The sequence below is a fragment of the Gymnodinialimonas phycosphaerae genome, assembly GCF_019195455.1.
Lineage (GTDB): Bacteria > Pseudomonadota > Alphaproteobacteria > Rhodobacterales > Rhodobacteraceae > Gymnodinialimonas > Gymnodinialimonas phycosphaerae.
Window position 1 is genome coordinate 2,002,505 of record NZ_JAIMBW010000001.1, and the last position, 21,303, is coordinate 2,023,807.

Annotated in this window: 21 protein-coding genes; 14 read left to right on the top strand and 7 right to left on the bottom strand. The window is 63.7% G+C overall.

What is annotated here, in order from left to right:
* Nucleotides 1–87: 87 nt before the first annotated feature.
* The 11 genes from KUL25_RS09880 (at nt 88) to KUL25_RS09930 (ending at nt 13,115) form a co-directional block, all read left to right on the top strand.
* Entirely contained in the window at nt 88–387 is a 300-nt protein-coding gene (locus KUL25_RS09880; protein ID WP_257892793.1) for a hypothetical protein, read from the top strand.
* Between the two features lie 45 nt (nt 388–432).
* Nucleotides 433–2,238 (top strand): glycosyltransferase family 2 protein, encoded by a 1,806-nt coding sequence (locus KUL25_RS09885; protein ID WP_257892794.1) that lies wholly within the window; start codon nt 433–435, stop codon nt 2,236–2,238.
* A 63-nt stretch (nt 2,239–2,301) separates the two neighbouring features.
* The gene (locus KUL25_RS09890; protein ID WP_257892795.1) at nt 2,302–3,726 is read left to right on the top strand and encodes a hypothetical protein; all 1,425 of its coding nucleotides are present in this window, start codon (nt 2,302–2,304) and stop codon (nt 3,724–3,726) included.
* Nucleotides 3,719–4,477: a hypothetical protein gene (locus KUL25_RS09895; protein ID WP_257892796.1), complete on the top strand. Its 759-nt coding sequence runs from the start codon at nt 3,719–3,721 to the stop codon at nt 4,475–4,477. The genes KUL25_RS09890 and KUL25_RS09895 overlap by 8 nt, the downstream gene beginning before the upstream one ends.
* Nucleotides 4,474–6,774 carry a sulfatase-like hydrolase/transferase gene (locus tag KUL25_RS09900; RefSeq protein WP_257892797.1) on the top strand — a complete coding sequence of 767 codons (2,301 nt, stop codon included), beginning with the start codon at nt 4,474–4,476 and terminating at the stop codon, nt 6,772–6,774. The genes KUL25_RS09895 and KUL25_RS09900 overlap by 4 nt, the downstream gene beginning before the upstream one ends.
* 188 nt (nt 6,775–6,962) lie before the next feature.
* Entirely contained in the window at nt 6,963–7,841 is an 879-nt protein-coding gene (locus KUL25_RS09905; protein ID WP_257892798.1) for an HNH endonuclease, read from the top strand.
* A 346-nt stretch (nt 7,842–8,187) separates the two neighbouring features.
* Nucleotides 8,188–8,997 carry a hypothetical protein gene (locus KUL25_RS09910; RefSeq protein ID WP_257892799.1) on the top strand — a complete coding sequence of 270 codons (810 nt, stop codon included), beginning with the start codon at nt 8,188–8,190 and terminating at the stop codon, nt 8,995–8,997.
* 188 nt (nt 8,998–9,185) lie between these two features.
* On the top strand, nt 9,186–10,172 hold the full coding sequence (locus KUL25_RS09915) for a glycosyltransferase family 61 protein (RefSeq protein ID WP_257892800.1): 987 nt from the start codon (nt 9,186–9,188) through the stop codon (nt 10,170–10,172).
* A gap of 2 nt (nt 10,173–10,174) precedes the next feature.
* A complete protein-coding gene (locus KUL25_RS09920; protein WP_257892801.1) occupies nt 10,175–11,044 on the top strand; it encodes a hypothetical protein in 870 nt (289 codons plus the stop codon).
* Nucleotides 11,045–11,047: 3 nt separating this feature from the next.
* The gene (locus tag KUL25_RS09925) at nt 11,048–11,926 is read left to right on the top strand and encodes a glycosyltransferase family 2 protein (protein WP_257892802.1); all 879 of its coding nucleotides are present in this window, start codon (nt 11,048–11,050) and stop codon (nt 11,924–11,926) included.
* Nucleotides 11,927–11,930: 4 nt separating this feature from the next.
* Nucleotides 11,931–13,115 (top strand): glycosyltransferase family 2 protein, encoded by a 1,185-nt coding sequence (locus KUL25_RS09930; RefSeq protein ID WP_257892803.1) that lies wholly within the window; start codon nt 11,931–11,933, stop codon nt 13,113–13,115.
* A 29-nt stretch (nt 13,116–13,144) separates the two neighbouring features.
* On the opposite strand, the gene KUL25_RS09935 is transcribed toward KUL25_RS09930, so the two are convergent.
* Together KUL25_RS09935 and KUL25_RS09940 are read right to left on the bottom strand one after the other, a co-directional pair.
* Complete coding sequence (locus tag KUL25_RS09935; RefSeq protein WP_257892804.1) at nt 13,145–13,576, bottom strand: DUF1178 family protein; 432 nt, start codon at nt 13,574–13,576, stop codon at nt 13,145–13,147.
* Nucleotides 13,577–13,658: 82 nt separating this feature from the next.
* On the bottom strand, nt 13,659–14,150 hold the full coding sequence (locus KUL25_RS09940) for an NUDIX hydrolase (RefSeq protein WP_257892805.1): 492 nt from the start codon (nt 14,148–14,150) through the stop codon (nt 13,659–13,661).
* Between the two features lie 107 nt (nt 14,151–14,257).
* Here KUL25_RS09940 and KUL25_RS09945 point away from each other — a divergent pair, with 107 nt between their 5' ends.
* The 3 genes from KUL25_RS09945 (at nt 14,258) to hemP (ending at nt 16,167) form a co-directional block, all read left to right on the top strand.
* Nucleotides 14,258–14,794 carry a glutathione peroxidase gene (locus KUL25_RS09945; RefSeq protein WP_257892806.1) on the top strand — a complete coding sequence of 179 codons (537 nt, stop codon included), beginning with the start codon at nt 14,258–14,260 and terminating at the stop codon, nt 14,792–14,794.
* A complete protein-coding gene (locus KUL25_RS09950; protein ID WP_257892807.1) occupies nt 14,791–15,906 on the top strand; it encodes an acetoin utilization protein AcuC in 1,116 nt (371 codons plus the stop codon). Before KUL25_RS09945 ends, KUL25_RS09950 begins: the two co-directional genes overlap by 4 nt.
* Before the next feature lie 78 nt (nt 15,907–15,984).
* Nucleotides 15,985–16,167, top strand: coding sequence for a hemin uptake protein HemP (hemP, locus tag KUL25_RS09955; RefSeq protein ID WP_257892808.1), 183 nt, complete (start codon nt 15,985–15,987; stop codon nt 16,165–16,167).
* Nucleotides 16,168–16,431: 264 nt separating this feature from the next.
* Here the strand turns inward: hemP and KUL25_RS09960 are convergent, their stop codons facing one another.
* The 5 genes from KUL25_RS09960 to KUL25_RS09980 form a co-directional block, all read right to left on the bottom strand.
* The gene (locus tag KUL25_RS09960; protein ID WP_257892809.1) at nt 16,432–16,896 is read right to left on the bottom strand and encodes a hypothetical protein; all 465 of its coding nucleotides are present in this window, start codon (nt 16,894–16,896) and stop codon (nt 16,432–16,434) included.
* Nucleotides 16,897–17,028: 132 nt separating this feature from the next.
* On the bottom strand, nt 17,029–17,394 hold the full coding sequence (locus KUL25_RS09965; protein WP_257892810.1) for a hypothetical protein: 366 nt from the start codon (nt 17,392–17,394) through the stop codon (nt 17,029–17,031).
* Nucleotides 17,395–17,479: 85 nt separating this feature from the next.
* Nucleotides 17,480–17,977, bottom strand: a complete 498-nt coding sequence (locus tag KUL25_RS09970; RefSeq protein WP_257892811.1) for a hypothetical protein — start codon at nt 17,975–17,977, stop codon at nt 17,480–17,482.
* Between the two features lie 98 nt (nt 17,978–18,075).
* Nucleotides 18,076–19,584 (bottom strand): NAD(P)(+) transhydrogenase (Re/Si-specific) subunit beta, encoded by a 1,509-nt coding sequence (locus tag KUL25_RS09975; RefSeq protein ID WP_257892812.1) that lies wholly within the window; start codon nt 19,582–19,584, stop codon nt 18,076–18,078.
* 15 nt (nt 19,585–19,599) lie between these two features.
* A complete protein-coding gene (locus KUL25_RS09980; protein WP_257892813.1) occupies nt 19,600–21,174 on the bottom strand; it encodes a Re/Si-specific NAD(P)(+) transhydrogenase subunit alpha in 1,575 nt (524 codons plus the stop codon).
* Nucleotides 21,175–21,303: the final 129 nt, after the last annotated feature.

Consider the following 21,303-nt stretch of genomic DNA (forward strand, 5'->3'; position numbering starts at 1 on the left):
CCCCGCTTTCGTCCAGAAATGGCCCTAAGCGGGGCCAACTCCCCCAAGACACTCTTGGCGACTTTCAAGCCATCCGAGTGCCCGACCATGCGGAACGCCCTCCAAACCACCTACAGCGTCACCCTGCGCCTGATCGGCCTCTACGGGCTTGCCCACTTCGCGATCGCTGTGATTTTCATCGAAAACTTTGCGCAGGAAAGAACGGTCCATACCGTTCCCGTCGCGATCCTGTCGATCTTCGTCCTCACTTGCGTGCTTTTGGTCGCTCGCCAAAACTGGCTGCCCTCTCTCGTGGCACGCCCGCGCCATCCTCTTAGCCTGGTCGCGATCCTCCTGATCCGCGCACTTTTGCAGACGGCCCCGGTTCTATTGCGCGCAGCACCGTGATATCCCGATGCTTAATCACACCCGCAAACCGGGGAAAACGGGCACGTGCAGCACCTCAAGAACACCTCCAAACACGGGCAGATCCTCGCCGTGTCGATGATGAAGGACGAAGCGCCGTTCCTGTTGGAATGGTTCGCCCATCACCTCGCCGTGGGCTTCACCGATATCCTCGTCTACACCAACGATTGCTCCGACGGCACCGACACCATGCTGCAACGGCTGGAGGAATTGGGCCTTGGCCACCACCGCGAAAATGTCATCGCGGAAGGGATCAAGCCACAGCCATCGGCCCTGAAACACGCCCAGGCTGACCCCATCGTGCGGCAAGCCGATTGGGTGCTGGTCTTCGACGCAGACGAATTCCTCTGCATCCGCCACGCCTCGCATTCCGTGGAAGGCATGATCGACGACGCGGTGGCCCAGGGCGCCAATGGCATTGTGATCACATGGCGCATCTATGGATCGGGCGGCGTTGTCGAATGGTCCCGCGATCCGGTGACCGAGCAATATACGCGGGCCGCCCCGCCGCTGTGGAACAAGGGCTGGGGCGTGAAGACGCTGTTCAAGTTTGACCCGACGTACTGGAAACTCGGCATCCATCGCCCCTCGATCAAGAACAAGTGGCTGGAGACGGATTTCCCGGACGGGGTGAAGTGGCTCAACGGCTCGGGCCGCCCGATGGAGGATTACTTCAAGTTTCGTGGCTGGCGCTCCATCCGGCGGACTGTGGGCTACGATTGGGCGCAGATGAACCACTATGCTGTCAAATCCGTGGACAGCTACGCCGTGCGCAAGTTTCGCGGCAACGTGAACAACAAGAAAGACAAGTATAACAACGACTACTGGTCCCTTCAGGACCGCAATGAGGTAGAGGATACAGCCGCCCTGATCCATGCCGAAAAGCGCGCCGCGATCATGGCGGAACTCCTCACAGACCCCGTCCTCAACGACCTTCACCACGCCGCCCTCGACCGCGTGGAAGCCCGCCTAGACGAATACCGCAAGACTGACGCCTACATCGACCTGCGCGAAGGCCTGATCGAGGCCGGAAAAGTTCCGATCACCAAGATCGAGGCCAAGCCCCCCCAGGCCCGTGACCCCGCCAAGATTGCCGCCCTGATGAGCCGGGTTGAAAAGGACGTCGCCGCCAAGCCGATTGAAGAGCGGCGCAATGACAATGTCGCCGGGTGGGCGGCCACGGACGGGGACCCCTACGTGCAGGGGGACATCGACACCAGCGGAGAGATCGGCCTTGAATGGGTGCCGAACCACGACATCGAGTTGCCTGCCGACCCGCGCGTGTTCTCGCCCGAAAGCCTCGACGTGATCATTCTGGGCCGGTTCGAGCGTCGCCACGCCCGCAATATCGCGGGCTATCTGGCCGATTGCCCCCGCGTGCTGGAGATCGGCGCAGGCATCGGCTTCATCGGCATGCGCACGGTAAAGATGAGCGAAGGCCTTGTTTACATGGCCCAGGACAGCCGCACACCGCTGGTGGCCTATGGGCGCGATCTGGCGAAACAGGCGGATGTGGCGAGCGATCGGTTGAAGTTCACCGATGGGCCCCTGGTCTTTCCAGGTGACGGCCCGGATCAGGCCAGCGGCCTTGCGGCCTACCTCAAGGATTTCAATCCCGACGCCCTGCGCATCGGGCGCGCGGCAGATCTACCGGCGAAAATGCTGTCCGGCCAGGATCTGAGCCGGGTGAAGCGGGTGATCATTCCGATCATTTCGGACGAGCAGGCCCAGACCTTTCGCGCCGACTATGGGCCGGTACTGGCCCAGAAGGGTTTTGTAGAGGACATGGACCGCGCCGCCTCGGGCTCTCTACAATTCAATGGCGCGCCGTGACGCAATAGGCTTGGCGGGCGCGGCTGCGCTGGCATAACGTGACGCGGAAGCAAGGGGCGATCGGTGGCACATAGTGACGAAGAAGAAGACCTGATTGCAGGCCACGGTGTCGTGCTGCGGGCGAAGAATGGCGATGTGATCCGCTATGATCCCTCGGGCCTCGTGCTGCGTCTGGCGGATCGGGTGGTCGAGGATCTGGCCCTGCGCCTGCCCGATCGGGTCGCGGCCCCGGTTGCCGCATCCTCTGCTGATGCGCCCGATTTGCCTGATGGCATTGACGCCTGGAATGCGCGCGCGGATGGCGATTGGGTGACTTTCACCGCCCGTCTCAAGGGTGATCAGGGGGTGCGCGGGTTCCGCGCCCATGTCGAGGGCGGCGATATCATCGCCGAGACCAACGGGCCGGTTCTGGGCCTGCTGGGTGTCGGCGGCGCACGGGCCGCTTTGGCCACGCGGGTGCCTGCGCGCTACCCGCACCACATCGTGGCCCCCGCCGATGACATCGGCGCGGTGGGCCACGCGGGGATCGAGGTCGCGAAGGCCTGCGACCGGCTCGAACATTTGCGTGAAATGACCGTCGATGCACTGGTGGCGCAGACCGTGCTGGACTGGCGCATGGCGGATTTCCGCCCCCTGCCCCTGTTTTTCACGCGCGTGGAAACGGATGCCTCGGTCACAGCCGCCGATCTGGCCTGTGGAAAAGCTGTGGAAAACCTTCTGGTGGCTGCCCGGAATCTGCGCGCCTCCGCTGAGTTAATGGGCAAAAAGTCCAAGGTATTGGCTGTAACGCTCGATTTTGCGCTAGAGGATCATTCGGAAAGTGCAAGCGCCTACCGCGATGGGATGCTGGCCACGATGGAGGCGATCAGCGAAGGCCTCTGGGCGCTCGGCTTCGACCGGCCGCTGTTCGTGGCCCGCTTCGAAAGCGCCCTGCCAGATGTCGCCCCCGGCCCCGCACTGGAGGGCCAATGGGAACTCAGCTGGTCCCACGGCGATCACCGCCTGTTGCATTCGGCCCCGGCCTACATGTTCGCGCTCGACGCCTATGATCGCCCGACGGACGCCGCCCGCCAGCAACAGGCCGAGATGACCGCCTCGGCCATCGCAGAGGCCGCGACATGGAAGTGCCCCACGCTGCATCTGGCAGAGGTGGAGGGCACGACATTGCGCGTCGCCGCCCGCGCAGATGGGGCGCTGGTGTTGGATGAAGCCGACCCGCTTGGGGCGGGCGACGGCGCGGGGTTTGCGTTGGCGGGCTGCGAGAACGGTTCCGAAATCAAGGGCATCCGCATCGCCGGGGATGATCCGCAGACCCTGCTGATTGACCTCTCCAAGGCCCCCGAAGGGACCAACCTGCGCCTGTGCTACGCCACCAACAGCCCCGGCGCCTTGCGCGACGCATGGCAATTGGACAGCGCCACGGGCGTGACCCTGCACCGGTGGGCGTTGCCAGCGTCCCTTCCCATCACGGGGGGTCGCAATGCTTGAGTTGGATGGCAATCTGCCCCCCGGCGCGCTCTGCTCGGCGCATCCCGGTGCCGTTTCCTCCGCGCTGAAAGGTGCCCATTGGTGGCACGGCGCCGAGGCACAGATGGAACAGGACCCGGGCACCGGCGCGGTGTCGCTCTGGCGCACCTATGCCGGCGGCCCGCCCGCCGAGCCGACCGAGCCCAACACCGGCAACGGCCAGATCGGTGAGGTCGATGACCTTTTCGGCCTGCAATGTCGCGCGGGCATCCATTGTGGCGTCGTGGCCGAAGATGGCGCCCCCGATGCCACCACCGCGACCGTCGCCGTGCGCTTCTACACCCCCCCCGGTGAAGACGCGCGCACGCTCTTCGCGCTCAACGCCACCCGCGCGGGCAATTACGTGTTCCTGTCAGAGACCGGCGGCGTGCTGACCGCCAAGGACGACCAGGGTCGCGCCTCGGTCGAGCTTGCGTGCCCGGACCGGGACGCACCCCGCCTGGCCGTGGTGTCGCTTTACGGCGACCGCTTGGCGCTGGCCCTGGGGCCGAACCGCGCTGATGCCCACGCGAAAGAGGGCATCCTGGGCGGCACCGCCAGCCTGTTCATCGGCTGCCGCAACCAGCGGCCCCGGCTGCTGAAAACGCTTGGCGCGGCGCTGATCCTGGATGTCTGGCTGTTCCCGGGCCGCGCGTTGCTGCATTCCGGGGCCCCCGCCGACACCCGCGCGCTGGCGGCCCTGAAACGACATCACCTGTGGGCTGCGGCATGACGTTCACCAAGGACACCATCACGGGCGGCAACATCTGCGTCATCTGGGTCGATGACATGATCGACGTCTTCACCTGGCGCAAGACCTTTGGGCTGGAAATCCAGACCCCCAATCTGGACCGTCTGATGGCCGAGGGCGTCCGCTTCCAGAACGCCTATGCCACCGTCCCGCTCTGCGCGCCGTGCCGGGCGGAACTGGCCACGGGGATATCACCGTTCCGCTCCGGCCTTGTGGACCTCAACCGCTTCTGGCGCGACGTCTACCCGCCCGAAAAGGCCTGGGCCTACGACCTGCGCCGCAACGGGTTCTACACCTTCACCACCGGCAAAGTTGACAGCAATTACAAGCCGATGCCGGAAGACTACCGCCGCATCCTGTTCCACGAGGACGTGCTGGCCGAAGACAAGGGCAAGCGCCGTGGCGTCCACGCCTATCTGGATCGTGGACCGGGTATCAAGGGCGTCAACCACCCGGATGATCAGGGCGAATATGACCACACGTTCTTCGACAATCAGGTGGCGCAAAACGCGATTGACCACCTCTCCCGCGCCGATCCAAACCGCCGCCACCTGATCCAGCTTGGCTTCAAGCATCCCCACTACAACCTCGTCGCGCCAGACCGGTTCTACGCCCAGTATGACCCCGCCGATATCGTCTGGCCCTCCATCGCCGCGCCCGAGGATTACTTCGGCCCCCAACCCGGTTTCGCCGTCTACGAGGCCGCCTATATCGCCAACGGCGTCTGGACGCCTGAGAAGGCCGGAGACAACGCGTGGCGGCAAGTCGTGCGCGCCTATTTCGCCTGCATCTCCCACGTGGACCACGAAATCGGGCGTTTCATGGAGGCCTTGCGCGTCTCGAAGCTGGCCGACAATACCACGGTGATTTTCCTGTCCGACAACGGCTTCAACCTCGGCAACCACGACAGTTTCCACAAGATGAGCCAGTGGGACAGCGCCGCCCATATCCCCCTTGGGCTGTGGCACGCGAACCTCACGCCCCGCGTCGAACCCCTTCCCGTGTCGCTCCACAACATCCCCAAGACGATCATGGACCTCGCGGGCCTGCCGCCCCGCCCGGACTGGACCTCGGGCCAGTCGCTCCTGCCACTGATCGACGACAGTTTCGGCACCTATGACGCCACGAAATCCCCCATCACCTGCGTCTTTGGCACCCTCTCCGTGCGTCCCTCCGTCGACGGCCTCAGCCAGTATCGCTACTTCCGCTACCCCAATGGCGAGGAACACGTTTACGATCTTGTAGAAGATCCGGGTGAGACGACAAACCTCGCCGAAACCGCCCCCCTCGATGCACTGCGGGACGAGTTGACGCGCGGCGCGCTGGACCTGGGCCTTGACCTGCGCGGGTTCGAAAACCCTGCCGAGGGCGTGAACGCGATGATGGCCGTGGACGGCTCGGTCGTGCTGGCAGGCGGGCGCGCAGACAATGATTACTGGGCTTACGGAAGCGACGCCGAGAAGATCGTTGAAGAAAAAGACGGCGGCACCGATACGCTCTGGTACATGGCCGGGCCCGATGACTACATCCTCCACTGCCCTGCAAATATTGAGAAAATCCGCATCGCCACGGTCGTGTCGCGCAAGGAAGAAGGCGCCGGCAAAGGCCCCCAGCCCGAGGGCAAACGCCTGCAAATCGTCGCCCACCCCGACAGCCCGATCGAGTTTGAAACCTCCGAGCGGGTGGAAATCGACGTGAAGGGCTCCAACGGCGATGACGTGATGATCGGCCCCAAGCATGGCTCTGCCACGTTCTATGGCGGCAAGGGCAACGACACGATGATCGCCAAGGCCAAACAGGGCAACCGCCGCCACGGCTTCTACGGGGAAGAGGGTAACGATACGCTCTATGGCGGCCCGGGGCGCGATACGCTGGACGGCGGCACCGGAGATGACCTGATCCACGGCAATTCCGGGCGCAACCATATCTTCGGCGGCCATGGCAACGACGTGATCTTTGATGGCGAAGGCGCGTCCACGATTGACACAGGCCCCGGCCAGAATGAGCTGCATATCGGGATCGGCGACCACGAGATCGCCACCGGCTCCGGCATCACCCACATCACGCCCGAGGCAGGTGCCAAGGTCATCAAACCGGCCTACGGCGGCGTTACGGTGATCCACCAATGGCACGCAGATCAACGCTACGACCTATCCGCCTGGCCCAAACCGCCTGTGATCACCCGCACCGAAACCGGCCACCGCCTCCGCTGCGGCCTGACGATCCTCGACATCCACGGCACGTCTGACGATGCGGATATCGCGGCGCAGATCACGTAGACCGGGCCACGGCCCGGGGCCCGTTGGGTGTCATGGCAACGCAGCGGGGGGGCAGGTTTGAGCCCAACCCGCGCATTCGTTGTGGTGCAGCGAACGTCTGCCAAGAAGATTAGAGAAAGATGTTCATCGACTGCTAAACTTAGTCCTCCCGCAAACGAACAACCATATCGAAAATGCCCTCTCCAACCTTGACCCAACACCCGGCCAATCGGGCGATCCGTCTCCGCAACGTGGTTTGCCCCTACTGCGGCTGCGATCTCACAGCAGAGAACTCAACTAAAGAACATGTCGTGGGTCGCCGGTTCGTGCCCAAGGGCAAGCTGAATGGACATTGGAACCTGATCGTTAATGCCTGCAGACCCTGCAATAACCGAAAGGCAGATTTGGAGAACGATATATCGGCCATCACGCTTCATCCAGAACTTGGCGAGGCGCATCCGTACTACGATGAAACCGCAAGGGCAGAAGGACAGCGCAAAGCAGAGAACGCGATTAGCAGGCGAACCAAGAAGCGGGTTAAGGACAGCAAGGAAAAAATGAAACTGAGTGTGCCGTTTGTGTCGAGCATCAGTTTGAATATTGACTTCACCTCTCCACCACAGATTGATGAAAATCGTGCCTTTGAGTTAGCCCGACTTCAACTCGCTGGGTTCTTCCAATTGATAACCTATCAGCAACTTGAGGAGCGCGGCTACTGGTGGACTGGCGGCTATCACCCCCTGATCATGGTTAGGCGTGCAGATTTTGGTAACAGCGTAATCGTAGACTTCGCAGATGCGGTGCTGGATTGGGAACCGCGCGTACTAGGGCACACGGCCGAAGGTTTCTACAGCGTTTGCATCCGCCGCCATCCTGGCGAGGAATGCTGGTCTTGGGCGATGCAATGGAATGGCTCTACCCGCCTAGCTGGGTTTCTTGGTGACCTTGATGTGGCCAAAGAGGTAGCCGGAACACTGAGGCCGTTGCAAATGCGTCAACAAGAACTGGGCAACGGTGACGTTGTTCGCTTCCGCACCGAAGTGCCTCTCAAGCCCGAAGATGACAGGCTATTTGAAGCAGCTTATTGAGCCACGACATTTCTGACGGCTGGATCAGTTCAGAAGCTGCCATTCGTAGAAAGTCCGTTCCGTCCGCAAAGTAGACCCTACGCCAAAGGCTCGACCCGCCCCTTTACCCAGCCCCTTAACAAGCCCTTAACGAAAACCCCATTCTCCAACAAAACCAAATCCTTAACCCCCCTGCTCAAGCTTGAGCACCCCTGCACATCCGCCCCGCGGCCCTCCCGTGCAGCCCCGCAACACCCTCACCAATCCTCCGCGAAACCCTTTGCCTCAACGCCCGAAAAGGTCCAAAAAGACCCTCAAGCAAGTGCGGACAAATCCGCCTCCACATCGAGCAAACAAAGGCCAGCCCATGGACCTCAACCGTCGCCCCGTCGCCTCCCTCTGGATCGGCGAGAGCCTGCAATACCTCAACCAGCTCTGCCTGAAATCGCACCTCAAGCACGGCCATCCGGTGACGCTCTATTGCACCGATAAAGTCACCAACGCCCCCGAAGGCGTGGTCGTGAAGCCTGCGACGGATATCATGGAGATCCCCATGGACATCGTGGAGGCGACCTCGGCCTCCTTCCTCTCCAACGTCTTCCGCTACAAGATGATCCAGCAAACGGGCGCCGTCTGGATCGATTGCGATGCCTTCTGCCACAAACCCTTCCCCGATGAGTGGGAGCATATCTATGCCGGCCACGGCATGCGCGGCGCGCTGAATTGTGGTGTCGTCGGCATCCCCCAAAAGGGCGAGCTGATGGATCAGCTTCTCGATTATTATGACAACCTGCCCGACTTCCCGCCCTGGTGGAACGACCGCCAGAAGCGCCGGATGGGCCGCCAGGACAGCAACCTGCCCTTGGCCGTGCGTATCTACAAGACCGAGCGGACGGCCTTCGGCCCCCAGGCCTTCACCCATTTCGCGCGCCAGACCGGCGATATCGACAAGGCGATGACTTCGGACGTGCTCTACCCCGTGCCCTTCCAGCTCAACGACATTTTCTACGATCCCCACGGGCGCGTGGAAGGCTGGTTCACGGACGATACCGTCTCCGTTCACCTCTACACCAATGGCACCAAGCCATGGTGGCGCAAAAACGCCCCGCTGGAGAACTCCTACGCGTGGCGGATGTGCCAAGAGGTCGGCATCACGCCCGAGGATGCGCTGGAATAATGGCAGCCCCTATTCCCTCTGCCTCGCCCCCGGACACGAGCCCGGAGCCAACGCTCGATTTCGATCCCGCGCGTCCTATTGCGACTGCTCCCACGTGGCATCGTGATGTGACGCTCGTGCCCTGGGCCGCAGAGGGGGACCGGGGCGCCCGGCGTGCGGCGGGGCTTTTTGATGCTAACGGGGCCTTCATGCCCGAGGGTCACTGCTTCCGCTACGCCGCCGGACCCATCACGCTAGAGCCCCACGCGCCTGAGGCGGTGGACACGGCCGAGCGCCTTGAAGGGCGCTGGCTTTATGGTGGGTTGCTCTATGGTCACTTCGGCCATTTCCTGTGCGAAACGACCTCTCGCCTGTGGGCGCTGGATCACGTCGGAGAGGTCGACGGCATCGTCTTTCTGCCCAAGAACCAGATGACCCATGAACGGCGCCATTTCCGGCATCACCTGCCGTTTTTTGCGGCCATGGGTCTTACCGAGGACAGGTTCCAGATCAGGGCGCCGCAAGCGCCCGTTGTGATCGAGGAGCTGGCCTTGGCCGAGCCCGGTTTCGGCATCGGCGACATGATCGAGGGGCGGCCCGACTTCCGCGCCTTCATGCAGGCGAACCTGGGCCGTGACGTCGGCCCGGACGGCCCGGAAAACATCTATATCTCGCGCTCGCAACTGCCCTCCAAACGCGGCTCGGTCCTGTTGGAAACGCTGATCGAAAAGCGCATGGAAGACGCAGGCTACACGGTCTTCCATCCCCAAAACCACGACCTTGCGGTGCAGATTGCCACCTACAAGGCGGCGCGGCGCATCGTATCGCTGGATGCCTCGTCATTGCATCTGGCCGCCATGATTATCTCGCCCGAAACCAGGGTGGCAATTCTCAACCGCGGCCCCACCAACAATATCGACGACTATATCGCGCAATTCACCCGCTGGCAGGGCCGCGCGCCCACCCGGATCGAGGCGGTCAAAGGCGTCTGGTATCCAGAGGGGCGCCGCCTGAAGAAACGCGAAACCCACGCGACGCTTGACCTGCCCCTGGTGTGCAAGGCTCTGGTCGCGGGCGGGTTCCTTCCCAAGGGCACGACATGGCGCGCCCCAACCGACGCGCAGCTCAACAGTGCCGTCGCCGCCATGTCGGACCGCATGGGGCAACCGCTGCAATTTCTGTCGGGGAAGAAGTAGCAATGCAAAAGCAATTCGCATGCGCCCTGACCCACGTGCGCCACGAAGACTTTTTCCTGCAAAAATGGATCGACTACTACGGCCCGATCGTTGGCGGCCGCGAGAACCTTTACGTGGTGATTGACGGCGACGATTGGGAACCGAAGGTTGATCTGACGGGCATCACTACTGAAGTCCTATTGGACGCACCCCGACGACGCATCAAGAACGACCGCTTCATGGCCAAAAAGATGTCGTCGCGCGCCAATACCCTGCGCAAACAATATGAGTTTGTCATCCGTGGCGACGTGGACGAATATGTTGCCATAGACCCCGACAGCGGCCTCGACTGGCCCGATGCGATGTTCGAGCTTGGGGATGACGGCTATATCTTCGCCTTGGGGTGCGACATGGTTCAATCCCCGGATGAAACCGCCCCCGTTGATCGCACCAAGCCTATTCTGGGTCAGCGTCAGGCGGGCTTCATCGCGGACCGCTATTCCAAACCCTTCGTGATCAGCCGCTGGTCGAATTGGGCCGGCGGCGCGCACCGCTTGCTGAACCGTGACGTGAAGATCTCCAACCATTTCGTGCTGTTCCATCTGGCCTTGGCGGATGAGACCCTGGCCCAGGAACGGATGGAGGCACGCGGCGGCACCACGCAGCACCGCAGTTTCGTGGGTCATCAAAGTGACCGTCTGGCCGCGATCGGCGACGAAGGCCTGGTCGAAACCCTGCCGTGGGACGAGGCGCGCGCCATCGGCATTGCGGAATTCCCCGTGGAGCCAGACACTGGCGCCCCGGCGCCCCGCCCGCGCCCGTCCCGCGATCCGCGGACCCGCGAACAAGGCTTACCGGTTCGGGTGCCTGCGCGGTTCCACGGGTTGCTGTAGGCCATGGGCTTCACCGTCGCCACCATCGCCCGCGAACCTTGGCCGATCCTGAACCGGTTTCTCCGCTGGCACCTGGACCAGGGCGCGGACAAGATCATCCTCTACCTCGATGATCCAGATGACCCCTCCCTGCCCCGCCTCAAAGGCGAGCCGCGCATCGATGCGCGTCCCTGCACATCCGCGTTCTGGGCCGATCTGCGCATCAAGCAGGACGCCCGTTTCACCCGCCGTCAGCGGAGCGTGTTGGCGCAGGCCTATCGGGAAGTGCAGGACGGCTGGCTGCTGGTTCTGGACGCCGATGAATTGATGTGGATGCGCGACCGCACTATTCCCGAGGCCCTGGACACCCTGCCCGCTGATGCAATGTCACTGCGTGTGCGCAGTGCCGAACAAGTGATCTTGGCCGATGGTGCAACGGCGTTTCGCACCCCGATAGAACGCGCCGCCGTGGATCGGGTCTATGGCGAGAAATCCGGCCTGTTGCGGGCCCGTTTCGGCCTTGCCTACCACCCCGAGGGCAAAAGCTTTCACCGCGCGGGGCAGGAGGGGCTGAACATGAAGCTTCATTGGGCGCAGGACGCCAGCGGCGACCGGACACCCGGCCCCGTTTGGGGCGCGGATGAGCGCGCGCATCTGATCCATTTCGCGGCACCCGATTATGCACGTTGGCGCGCCAAGGTCGCGTGGCGCGCGGGCGCGCATGGGTTCGTGGTGCCGGTGAAGGAACGTGTGACCGAGATCGCCGAAAGCGCGGACCCCGAGGCGGGCTATCGCGCGCTGTTCCAGACGCTCCACGCCTTGACCCAGGATCAGGCAGACGCGCTGGAAGCCGAAGGGGGCCTCCTGCGGGAGGGTCCGCAGGTGCTGGCGCTGGATCGCTAGCGTCATGGCCGGGCGCACCATCGTATCGATGATGAAGGACGAGGCGCCGTTCCTGCTGCATTGGATCGCCCACCACCGCCTGATCGGGTTTGATCGCATCGTCGTATTCACCAACGATTGCAGCGATGGCACCGACGCGATGCTGGACCGGTTGGAGGCTTTGGGAGAGGTCATTCACCTTCGCAACAAGGTGCCCAAGGGCGGCAAGCCGCAACCCTTGGCGTTGCGGCGTGCGATGAAACTGCCGGACGTCACCGAGAGCGATTGGCTGATCGCCCTGGACGTTGACGAATACGTGCAGATCAACGTTGGCGCCGGGCATCTTGACGACCTTCTGGCCACCGCGCCCAAGGCTAACGGTTTTGCGCTGACATGGCGCATGCGGGGCGGCAACGGACGGGTGGCGTGGACCGATGACCCCGTGCCCGAGGCCTACCCCCGGGGCGCGCCGGATCTGTTTCGCAAGGGGTGGGGCGTGAAGACCTTGTTTCAGCCCTTTGACGACATGAAACTGGGCATTCACCGGCCCACGGTAAAGGGCCGCGACAAGGGCGCGCTGTTGGCGCGCGCTTGGGTCAATGGCTCGGCCAAGCCCATGACGCGTGGGTTTCTGGAGGGGATGTGGCGCTCTTCCCTGGCGACGCTGGGATATGCCCACGCCGAGGTCGCCCACTTCGCTACGCAGTCGCAGGAGGCCTTCCTGCGCCGCGCCGCACGGGGCAACGTCAACGCCAAGCCCGACAAATACGACGCCACCTATTACGCGATCTTCGATCGAAACGAGACACCGCAATCAGGGCTGCACCGCCATGCCAAGCCCACGCAAACCCGCGTGGCCCAGTACCTCTCGGACCCGGCCTTGGCGGCGCTGCATGCGCGCGCAATGGACTGGCACGCACGCGCCCGCGCGGCCCTGCGCGCCGCCCCGGACTACGCCGCGCGGATGGAGGCCCTTGCAGCCGCCGCGCAGACCCCCTTCGAGGGACTGGATGACATCCTTTTCCCCCAACCCCTCGCGCCGCAGGGCAAGGCGATGGTGGCCAAGATGCAGGCCGATGGCGTGCCAGACCTGCACATCGCGCGCGCCGTCGCCAGATCCGTCAGCCAGATGGAAGCCCGCCGGGACGCCGCCGATGCGCGCGAGCTTCTCGCCAAAGGCATCGTGCCCGATCATGGGGAATGGTCCTAGCCGCAAGGGGCAAAGCAGCGGACGCGCCGTCAGTTGGCCTTGCCCCCCGGCACCCCCGGCAAGGGTAGGATCGGCACGCCATCTTCGATCAATGCCCTTGCCTCGTCCGGCGCGGCTTGGCCGTAGATCGGTTTCTCGGGCGTGTCGCCCAGATGCATCGCGCGGGCCTCGCGGGCGAAGTTGCCGCCAACGTAGGTGGCGGTCTTTTCCACGTGTTCCCGCAGTGCGCGCAAAGTGGCCTCTGCGGGGTGCGCGGGCGCCGACAGGGAGCGCGATGGTCCGGCATTTTCGGGGCTGTCAGCGGCAACACGGGGCGCCATCAGCGCCTTGGACACATCGGTTCCGCCGCAGATTGCGCAGCTCAACAGGTCCCTGTCGGCCAGCCCCTCGAAGGCCTCTGCCGATTGGAACCAGCTTTCAAAGCTGTGGCCGTCGCCACATTTCAACGTGTATCTGATCATCTTGCCTTGAAGGTATGTGAAATCCGGCCCGCTTCAAGCACCGTGTTCACATCGGGCTTCAAATCAGGCTTCAAGCCGGGCTTCACGTCAGCCGATCCACCGAGAACGTCGCGATCAGCTGCCGCAGGTCGCGTTCCTCGACTTTTGCCGCCGCCTTTTTCAAGCTGAACCACTTGCGCTTGCGCTCGCCCACCTCGGGGTAGTCGTCCTCCAACGTGCGCACTTTGACCGGGAAAACCGCGACGATCACGGGCAGGGATTCGTCTTCGCTCATCCATTTGCGGTACGAATAAAGCCCCAGGCAAACGTCATAGCCCTTGCCCCGCGCCCCGGCTTCTTCCCAAACTTCTTGCGCCGCGGCCTCTGCCGGGGTCATGCCATCCATCGGCCAGCCCTTAGGGATGATCCAGCGCTGCGTCTCGCGGGAGGTGACAAGAAGGACCTCCACCCGCTTGCCTCCCTTGCCCTTGAGCACACGAAACGGCAGCCCCGCGAATTGCGTTCGCGGGTCGCGTTTGGAGTCTGCCCTGATGCGCAGGGGGCGCTGGGCACTGGGAGGAGACGCATCTGCCATGGCGCGTATTTGCACGGGCGTCGGTGCGACGCAATCGCCTGCATGGCAAAGGCCCTGTTGACCTGTTGCCGCAACGCGATAGCTATTCCCCATGAAGGGAGACACCCATGGACCGCCGCCTGTTTCTGACCCTATCCGCCGCCACTGCCCTGACGCTGTCGACCGCGCGCCAAGGGCAGGCCACGCAAGCCTTCCGCTTTCCCTCCATCGACGGTGGCGACTATGAGTTGAGCGATTGGCGCGGCCAGCCTGTGTTGGTCGTGAATACGGCGTCGCTTTGCGGCTACACCGATCAATACAGTGGCCTGCAACGCCTGCACGAGGCCTATGCGGGCCGCGCCGTGGTGCTTGCCGTGCCCTCTGACGATTTCGCGCAAGAGCTTGGCAGCGACGCCGAGGTTGCCGCGTTTTGCGAGGTAAATTTCGGCCTGACACTGCCGATGACCACGATCCAATCCGTGCGCGGCCCTGGCGCGCATCCCTTCTATCGCTGGATGGCGCAAGACCATGGCTTCGTGCCGCGCTGGAACTTCAACAAGGTGCTGCTGGATGGCTCAGGGCAGCCGGTCGCCACGTGGGGCTCCAACCCCGACCCGATGGGCAGCCGCATCCGGGGCGCAATCGATGGGCTTCTGACGGCGTGACGCCGCTTTTTCTGGGCTCCGAGATCTACCGAGGCTCCAGCTACGGTCGCTGGCATCCGCTGCGGGTCCCAAGGGTGTCCACCGTCATGGACCTGAGCCGGGCCATGGGCTGGCTTGGACCGGATCAGTACCGAAATTCCCCCCGCGCCAAGCCCGCTGCGCTGGCCGTTTGGCATACGCCCGAGTACGTCGCCGCCTTGGAACGCGCCGAGGTGGATCAGGCGGTCAGCGACGCCGTGCGCACGCGCCACGGCCTCGGCACCGTGTCCAACCCGATCTATCCCGAGATGTTTCGCCGCCCCGCCACGGCGGCAGGGGCGTCGCTTCTGGCGGGCGAGTTGCTGAAAAACGGCGGCGTGATCTATCACCCCGGCGGCGGCACCCACCATGGGATGCGCGACCGCGCGGGCGGGTTCTGCTACCTCAATGATCCGGTCCTCGCGATGCTGTCGCTGCGCCGAAACGGCGCGCGGCGGATCGCCTATGTGGATATTGATGCGCACCATTGCGACGGCGTGGAGGAAGGGTTCGCGGGCGATCCCGACACGCTTCTGATTTCGATCCACGAAGACCGGCGCTGGCCGTTCACCGGCGCGCTGACGGATGATGGTGGCGGCAATTGCCTGAACCTGCCGGTGCCGCGCGACTTCAACGATACCGAGATGGCGGCGGTGCGCGACGGCCTGATCCTGCCCGCTGTCGCAGCCTTCCGCCCCGATGCGATCGTCTTGCAATGCGGGGCGGATGCGGTGACGGAAGATCCCCTCAGCCGCCTGACCCTTTCCAACAACGCCCATTGGGCGGTGCTTCGGGCGTTGATGGCGCTGGACGCGCCTCGGCTTCTGGTTCTGGGCGGAGGCGGCTACAATCCATGGTCTGTCGGCCGGTTGTGGACAGGCGTTTGGGCGACGTTGAATGGGTTGGAGATTCCCAAGACCCTCCCGCCCCCGGCGGAGGCCGTGCTGCGCGCCTTGACGTGGGAGGGCGCGCGGGCCGGTCGCAATCCGCCGTCGCATTGGTTCACCACCCTGCGGGATGCGCCTCGGCCCGGCCGCGTAAGGACCGAGATCCTGGAGGGCCTGCGTGTGCTGGCCACAAGGGACATGTTCTGAGTAAAACACTCAGGATTGACATGGCTGACTTTTTTAGTCAGGTTTGGTGCATCACCCCGATCCGCAAGGGACGTAGACATGACCTATCAGGCCAGAATGACCGAACCCGACCGCACGCCACCTGTTACGCGCCCGACCGGCACGCCGATCTACGACGCACAGCGTCTTGTCGGGACCCAGGGCACGGCAACCATCGTGCTGGACGACAAGACCTATACGCTGCGCATCACCCGCGCCGGAAAGTTGATCTTGACCAAATAGGCGCACCCAAAGGCCAGGCACCTCCAGGAAGACCCCCAGCCAAATGGCCCCAAGCCCCTGCATCGACGTGCGCACGTTCCGCCGGGGGCAGGCATCGCATGGGCATTGCGCGCGTTGGGCGCCGAGTTTGGCCAAGAAGCGCCTGAGGAAGCTCGTGACGTCACTGGTGCCGTTGACAGAAGGTGAGAGGATCTCCGTGATACGCGCGGTCAGGTGCACGGGAGGATGTTTGCCTGAACCCTGCGCGCAGGTCGTAGCGACCCGTCAGGTCCGGCGTGCGATCCAAAGGGCGCGTCCGGCGAATTGCCCGCTGGCGGCCGCCAAGAGGCCCGCGAAGGCGCCGACCCCGATGGCGCTGTGAAGGGCTGCGGGGGCCACGGCGTCCAGCACGCCAGCGGCGAAGTTGGCCCAGAAAATCAGCATCAGCGCCACCAGGGTCAGGGCCTCTCCGCGCAGGCGGACATGGCCGTCCGTGCGCGCGATCACCCAACGATTGGCAAGGCGGTAGCCAACCAGCGCCGACCCGACCCAGACCACCGCGAAGACCGCCCATCCCGGCAGCGCCGGCTGCAACCCTGCGACCGAGCGCAGGGCCAGCACCACCAGAACGGGCAGTGCATAGATCATCCACGTTGGCACGCGACGCTCCCGCAGGGCGCCGAGGCCGACGACAACGAGGCCCGCCAAGAGCGGCCAGATCCAGAGGGGGGCTTCGGTGAAAATGTTCATGTCTCATCTCCTGAATGTGTGATGAGACGGGTTTGACAAGGCCCTCTTGGCGGCACCATCACCGGTGCGCAAAGGGCGGAGATGCTACGTGTTTGGCGCCGTCCCGCAACTCGCGCATCGCGAATGGCGGGCTTATACGAAGACGAATTCGATCCCGTAGGGATGCGAGCCGTATTGATCGGTGTGGACATAGACGTAGAGCTGCCCGTTCACGGTGCGGAATTCCACGTCGTGATAGGTACCATGGGTGTGGGTGGTCGAGAAAAACACCGGCCCATAGGTGATCCGCACCCGCGCCAGCTGACCATGGCGTACCGATAGGTAGTAGCATTGGGATTGGTGCGGGTTGGCGTGGCCATGGACCGTATGGGCATAAGCCCCGCGCGGGAATTGCACGGTTTGGCAGCCATGGCCCGTCGCCTGCGCCGGTAGCGGCGCGAGGGAGGCAGTGGCAGTCGTGAGGGCAACGGCGGTGGCGGTCAGAAGGGAACGAAACATGGGGGGCCTCACGGAAAGGGATCGGGCTTGAATGCCGCAAGCCTACACGCGCCCTGCCCTGCGCCAAACTGAAAAATCGCGTGGATTAATCCCCACGGATCCGACGCGCGATCTCCCAGACGTTCGCGCAGGCGGCCTCTAGCTCGGTCACCGCCGTGCCGCTGCCGCGCAGGGGGAAGGTGACAGATTGGAACGCCTCCGTCGAGGGAAGGCTCAGGACCGCGCCGCGCTTGAGCTGGGTGCGAAGCTCGGTCACCTGATCGTCGAAGTAGTCGATGTCGATGCGCAGGATTTGCAAGCGCTGCCCTTCGGGGCCGTAGGGCTCGGTTGCTACGTCAAGCGCGAAGCCTCCCACCTGAAAGGTGGCGAAGCCATCGCCGCCGGGCGCGTCCGTTGGCGTCACGGTCAGGTCCATGCGCAAGCGCCCCTCCTCTGCGCCCGCGCAGTTGAGCGCCAATGACGTGCCGTCATCGTTGCGCACCCAGGCAGAGGCCGTCGTCCCGCTGGTGCGGACTTGCCATTGGGCAAGGGCGGGCGACGCCGCGATGAGGGTTGAAAGGAAAACGGCAGCGAAAACGCGCATGATCAAAACGCCTCAGCAGGGCAATGGGCCAAGGCTATTGGATCATGTGCGTTCACGCAAATCGCGCGCCCAGGTGCGAGGCCCGGGCGCGCGTTTGCTTAGTCGATCTTGGGCAACAGCGCATCCAGGGACGCCTTCGCGTCACCATAGAACATCCGCGTGTTCTCTTTGTAGAACAGTGGGTTCTCGATGCCCGAATATCCCGTTCCCTGCCCCCGCTTGGAGACGAAGACCTGCTTTGCCTTCCAGCATTCCAGCACCGGCATACCGGCGATGGGGCTGTTGGGATCATCCTGGGCGGCGGGGTTCACGATGTCGTTGGAGCCGATCACGATGGCGACGTCCGTGTCGGGGAAATCGTCGTTGATCTCGTCCATCTCCAACACGATGTCGTAAGGCACCTTCGCCTCGGCCAGCAGCACGTTCATGTGGCCCGGAAGGCGGCCCGCGACGGGGTGGATCGCGAAGCGCACCGTCTTGCCCGCCGCGCGCAGCTTCTTGGTCAACTCGCTGACCGCCTGCTGTGCTTGCGCCACGGCCATGCCGTAGCCGGGGATGATGATGACACTGTCGGCCTCGTTCAGGGCCGTCGCCACGCCGTCAGCGTCGATAGCGATTTGCTCGCCCTCCACGGCCATCTGCTCGCCGGTGGCACCGCCGAAGCCGCCGAGGATCACAGAGACGAACGACCGGTTCATCGCCTTGCACATGATGTAGGACAGGATCGCACCGGACGAGCCCACAAGCGCACCGACCACGATCAGCAGGTCATTGCCCAAGGAGAAGCCAATCGCCGCGGCCGCCCAACCGGAGTAGCTGTTGAGCATGGAGACCACGACGGGCATATCGGCCCCGCCAATGCCCATGATCAGGTGGTAGCCGATGAACAGCGCCAGCGCCGCCAACAGGACCAGTGTCCAACCGCCCGCACCCGAAAGGTACATGATCAGCAGGATCACCGACAGGCCAGCCGCCGCCGCGTTCAGCATATGCCCGCCGGGCAGTTGCTTGGCCGAGGTGTCGATCTTGAACGGCAGCATGCTGGAGTTGCCCGACAGCTTGCCATAGGCCACGACCGATCCGGTGAAGGTCACCGCGCCGATCCAGATGCCGAGGGCCAGTTCGACCCGCAGAATACCGACCTCAACACCGGTTTTCTTGGCCAGAAGCTCTCCGAAGCTCGCCAATGTGCCGGACAGCGCATAGGCGGCATCGCTCAGCGGACCTTCGGGTTGCGGATAGGGTAGACCGGCGTCCATGAAAATACCGGCCACGCGCACCAGTTCGATATGGGCGTTGAAGCCGATGAACACAGCCGCCAAGCCGACAAGCGAGTGCATGATCGCCACCAGTTCGGGCATCTGCGTCATCTGCACCTTGGTCGCGAGCTGATAGCCCACCGCCGCACCAGCGGCGATCAAGAGGATCGAGATGACCCACAGGCCCGCACCGGGGCCAATCAGCGTGGCCAGCACCGCAATCGCCATACCGGCGATGCCATACCAGACCGCGCGTTTCGCGCTTTCCTGCCCCGACAAACCGCCGAGAGAGAGGATGAAGAGAACTGCCGCAACCGCATAGGCCGCAATGGTGAAACCGAATTCCATGTGTTCAGCCCCCGCTTAGGATTTCTGGAACATGGCGAGCATGCGCCGTGTCACGAGGAAGCCGCCGAAGATGTTGATGGCGGCCATGAAGATGCCCAGTGCGGCAAGGACCGTGATCAGCACCGAAGCCGATCCGACCTGGATCAGCGCGCCGAGGATCACGATGGAGGAAATGGCGTTCGTCACCGCCATCAGCGGTGTGTGCAGCGAGTGCGCGACGTTCCAGATCACCTGGAAGCCGATGAAGACCGACAGGATGAAGACGATGAAATGCTGCATGAAGCTGGCGGGCGCGATCAGGCCGACGCCCAGGACCAGTGCGGCACCGATAGCCAGAAGCGTCACCTGGTTGCGCGTCTGTTGCTTGAACGCGGTCACCTCCTGGGCGCGCTTCTGCTCGGGCGTCAGCTCGGGCGCTGCGGGGGCTTTGGGCTTGGCCGCGATGGCCGCGACCTTCGGCGGTGGCGGCGGGAAGGTGATTTCCTCGGCAAAGACCGCCGTCGCGCCGCGGATCACGTCGTCTTCCATGTCGTGGTGGACGATGCCGTCCTTCTCGGGCGTCAGATCGGCCATCATGTGGCGAATGTTGGTAGCGTAGAGCGTGGACGACTGCGCCGCCATGCGCGACGGGAAGTCGGTGTAGCCGATGATGGTGACGCCATTGTCGGTGACGATCTTCTCGTCCTTGACGGTCAACTTGCAGTTGCCGCCCCGCTCGGCCGCGAGGTCCACGATGACCGATCCCGGCTTCATTGCCGCGACCATGTCTTCGGTCCACAATTCCGGCGCGTCGCGTCCGGGGATCAGGGCCGTGGTGATGACGATGTCGATGTCGGGTGCCAATTCGCGGAACTTGGCAAGCTGTGCGGCCGCGAACTCGGGCGAGGAGACGGCGGCATATCCGCCGGTTGCCGCGCCGTCCTGTTGCTCTTCCTCGAAGTCGAGGAACACGAACTCCGCCCCCATCGATTCGACCTGTTCGGCCACTTCCGGCCGCACGTCGAAGGCGTAGGTGATCGCGCCAAGGGACGTCGACGTTCCGATCGCGGCCAAGCCAGCCACGCCAGCCCCCACGACCAGAACCTTGGCGGGCGGCACCTTACCGGCCGCCGTGATCTGCCCGGTGAAAAAGCGGCCAAAGTTGTTGCCCGCCTCGATCACCGCGCGGTAGCCCGCGATATTGGCCATCGACGACAGCGCGTCCATCTTCTGGGCGCGGCTGATGCGCGGCACCATATCCATCGCGATCACGTTGGCCTTTTGCTTGCGCGCGGCCTCCATGCCTTTTTCGTTCTGTCCGGGGTAGAAGAACGAGATCAAAAGCTGGCCTTCACGCAGCTTCTTGGTCTCTGCCGTGGTGGGGGGGCGCACTTTCGCGACGATGTCGGCGGCTTTCCACAGCGCCGCACCGGTCTTTGCAATCTCGACGCCTGCCTCTTCGTAGGCGGCGTCCGAGAACCCGGCCTGCGCACCTGCGCCGGCCTCGATCACACAGTCGTATCCAAGTTTTTGCAGTGCACGTGCCGAGTCCGGCGTCATCGCCACCCGTGCTTCGCCAGCCTCAATCTCTTTTGGAGCTCCGATTTTCATCGCACTTCCCCCAGTTGCCCAGTTGATTTCTTCCCCAAGGCCGCAAGGGCCACTAGAGTGCCCATTACCAAGGCGTTGCCGGGGGGACAACGGTTAGACGCCCATACCGCGCACATTTCTTGCGCATTC